Below are 3,358 nucleotides of genomic sequence, written 5' to 3'. Positions count from 1 at the left end.
TGGGGAATGGGGAATGGGGAATGGGGAATGGGGAATGGGGAATGGGGAATGGGGAATGGGGAGTCGAAATCAAGGCGCTGCACACCAGAGGCGCTGTAGTCGCTGCCGGTTCAGTCGCAGCCACTGCAGGGCTATGATGGGACCGGCGGAGTTGATGACGCCTTCTTCCAGCCAGGCGAGGGCCTGATCGAGCGGCACCACGCTCACCCGGATATCTTCATTCTCACTCTCCAGCCCATGGATACCCCCCAGGTCGCGGCTGTCCACGCGGCCACAGAACAGGGTCAATGTCTCCGAGGTGCCGCCCGGGCTGACCAGATAGCGACAGATCGGCTCCAAATCGGTCACCGTGCAGCCCGCCTCTTCCTGCGACTCCCGCCGCACCACATCCTCGGCCGATTCACCGGGCTCAATGATGCCGGCCACCGCCTCCAGCAGCCACGGACCTCCGGGCATCTCGAGGGCACCGATGCGGAACTGTTCCAGAAGAACAACCGTGTCCCGCACCGGATCGTAGGGCAGCAGGGCCGCGGCGTGTCCGCGCTCGAACAGTTCCCGTTCGATAACCGGGCTCATACTTCCGTCAAACAGGCGGTGGCGCAGCCGATAGCGCTCCAGACGGAAAAAACCCTCGAACTCGACCTCTCTTTCAATGATCTCCACACTCGGCCTGTCGGGTCCGCGACTTCCGCTCACTGCTGACTCCCTATATTCTTCCTGCCTACGTATCATCCATCATAATGCCCATATGCCCGACCCGACTGCCGAAAACATCACCGCCATCATCCTGGCCGGAGGCCGCGGACAGCGTATGGGCGGCCAGGACAAAGGGCTGCTGCCGCTGGCCGGACGCCCGCTGATCGCACACGTCATCGAGCGCATTCGTCCCCAGGTGGGCGAAATCGTAATCAGTGCCAACCGAAACCACGAACACTATAGCCGCTTCGGTTACCCGGTGTTCGCGGATGCGGTTCCCGACTGGCCCGGCCCCCTCGCCGGCCTGCTGGCCGGCTTTGCAGCGACCGACTCGGAATGGCTCCTGACCCTGCCCTGCGACATTCCGCGGCTGCCACAGGACCTCGCGGCACGCATGATCTCGGCTACCATGGAAGCGGACGCAGAGATCTGTACGGTACAGGCAAGCGGTCGTATTCAGGCCGCCCTCATGCTGGTTTCACGCCGTCTGGAAACGGAGCTGCGCGCCTATATCGACGCCGGAGGACGCCGCGTCCAGAGTTGGCAGGAAGCCCATCACCGCGCCCTGGCCGAGTATCCGGAAGTGGATGGCGCATTTGATAACATCAACACCCCCGAACAACTGCAGCAATTGGAAAGGGAGTTGAAAGAAAACCGATGAAGGACCTTGCGCCGACACCCGTCCTCGGCTTTATCGCGTTCAGCGGCACCGGCAAGACGACGCTTCTGGAACAACTCATCCCGCTGCTACGCAAGCGCGAACTGGAAGTGGCACTCATCAAACATGCCCACCATGATTTCGATATCGATATTCCGGGCAAGGACAGTTATCGCCTGCGCAAGGCGGGGGCGAGCCAGACGCTGGTGGCCTCCCGAAAACGCTGGGCGCTGATTACCGAGCACGGGGAACTGCCCGAGCCCGATCTGGCAGGCCTGCTTCGCCAGCTCGACCACGACCGTCTGGATCTCGTCCTGGTGGAGGGATTCAAGCACGAGGCCTTTCCGAAAATCGAACTCAGACGCGAATCCCTGGGCAAGCCGAGGCTCTACCCCGACGATGACGCCATCATCGCTGTGGCCACCGACCGGCCTGCAGCGATAGCCGCCACACGCTCCCTGTCGGTGCTGGATCTCAACCAACCGGATGCCATCGCCGACTTCGTCCACCAATGGGTTATCTCCTCCGGCAAGGCATAACACGGTTTAGCCGCACGAGGGGATTGGGCATAATGGCCGCAGACCCAACCGCCATACGAGGTTACTGCATGAGTTCACAAGGTTCCGGGCTACTGCCCCTGGATGAGGCACTGGAGAAGATCCGGGCTGCTCTGAAGCCCGTTGCGGGCTACGCGCAAGTAACCCTTGCCGAGGCACTGGGACGGATCCTGCACGAGGACATCCTCTCCCCCATCGATGTCCCCGGACACCGCAACTCGGCCATGGACGGGTATGCCGTAGCCGGCAGTGCGCTCCCCGAATCGGGAGAGAAGCGTTTCCGGGTGGCGGGAACCGCATTGGCGGGCGCGCCCTACGCCGGCAGCGTTGGCCCGGATGAAGCGGTCCGGATCATGACCGGTGCCGTGGTTCCCGAGGGTACCGATACCGTCATCATGCAGGAGAAGGCGCGCCGGGAAGGTGACGACGTCTATTTCAAGGCGGGACACCGCAGCGGCGAAAACGTCCGTCACCCCGGAGAGGATATCGCCCGCGATACCGTGGTGCTCTCCGCCGGCCGCCGAATCGCACCCTCCGATGTCGGTTTGCTCGCCTCCCTGGGGATTGCCGAAGTGCGGGTCAACCGCCGCCTGCGGGTCGCCATCTTTTCTACTGGTGACGAACTGGTGCCGCTCGGTCAAAGTCTGGGCGAAGGCGAGATCTACGACAGCAATCGCTATACGGTCGCTGCCATGCTGCGCCGGATGGATGTCGATGTACTCGACATGGGCGTTGTTCGCGATGACCCGGATGCCATCGAGCAGGCCTTCACCAGCGCCTCGCAGATTGCCGATGTCGTCATCACATCGGGCGGGGTTTCGGTAGGCGAGGCTGATTTCGTCAAATCCACACTCGACAAGCTCGGCGAGGTGGATTTCTGGCGCATCGCCATGAAGCCCGGCAAGCCGCTCGCGTTCGGTCGACTGGGCAATGCCGCCTTCTTCGGCCTGCCGGGCAATCCCGTCTCCGCCGTGGCCACCTTCTATCAAGTGGTCCAGCCCAGCCTGCTGCACCTGACGGGAAGCAGCGATACCGGAAGATTGCGGGTAAAGGCGCACACGACCGAAAAGCTCAAAAAGCGACCCGGCCGGAAGGATTTCCAGCGCGGCATACTGGAGTCCGATGCCAATGACAATCTGGTCGTCCGCAGCACAGGCATGCAGGGCTCCCACGTACTCAGCTCCGTGAGTCGGGCCAACTGCTTCATTGTCCTTCCGGCCGAATCGGGTGATATAGAGGCCGGCGACGAGGTGACCGTCGAGCCCTTTGCCGCTTTCATGTGATTCATCCAAAAGGCCGTTGTTATTGAAACGGCGGCCTTTCCTTTCTCGATCGTTGCGAGCCCCACCACCGCCGCTGTACGGCCGGAATCAGTGACGTTCAGCCGTCATTGCGAGCCGTACCCCCTGCTGCGCAGGCCCGAATCGGTGACGAACCTTTAGCCGTC

General features: G+C 62.4%; 4 protein-coding genes. 3 read left to right on the top strand and 1 reads right to left on the bottom strand.

Features of this window, described 5'->3' with window-relative positions; all coding sequences use genetic code 11:
• Positions 1–69: 69 nt before the first annotated feature.
• A complete protein-coding gene (gene nudF / locus Q7L05_RS17140) occupies positions 70–732 on the bottom strand; it encodes an ADP-ribose diphosphatase (RefSeq protein WP_411293351.1) in 663 nt (220 codons plus the stop codon).
• A 16-nt stretch (positions 733–748) separates the two neighbouring features.
• Here nudF and mobA point away from each other — a divergent pair, with 16 nt between their 5' ends.
• The 3 genes from mobA to moeA all read left to right on the top strand — a co-directional run bounded on the left by mobA (position 749) and on the right by moeA (position 3,194).
• Positions 749–1,357 (top strand): molybdenum cofactor guanylyltransferase MobA, encoded by a 609-nt coding sequence (mobA, locus tag Q7L05_RS17135; protein WP_303909493.1) that lies wholly within the window; start codon positions 749–751, stop codon positions 1,355–1,357.
• Positions 1,354–1,893, top strand: coding sequence for a molybdopterin-guanine dinucleotide biosynthesis protein MobB (mobB, locus tag Q7L05_RS17130; RefSeq protein WP_303909491.1), 540 nt, complete (start codon positions 1,354–1,356; stop codon positions 1,891–1,893). The genes mobA and mobB overlap by 4 nt, the downstream gene beginning before the upstream one ends.
• A gap of 68 nt (positions 1,894–1,961) precedes the next feature.
• The gene (gene moeA, locus Q7L05_RS17125) at positions 1,962–3,194 is read left to right on the top strand and encodes a molybdopterin molybdotransferase MoeA (RefSeq protein WP_303909489.1); all 1,233 of its coding nucleotides are present in this window, start codon (positions 1,962–1,964) and stop codon (positions 3,192–3,194) included.
• Positions 3,195–3,358 lie beyond the last annotated feature (164 nt).

Origin of the sequence: Thiohalomonas denitrificans (assembly GCF_016841685.1) — a bacterium.
In the GTDB taxonomy this organism is placed as follows: Bacteria; Pseudomonadota; Gammaproteobacteria; order Thiohalomonadales; family Thiohalomonadaceae; genus Thiohalomonas; species Thiohalomonas denitrificans_A.
The sequence above is the reverse complement of the archived record's forward strand: the minus strand, read 5'-3'. Positions and strand labels throughout refer to the sequence as shown.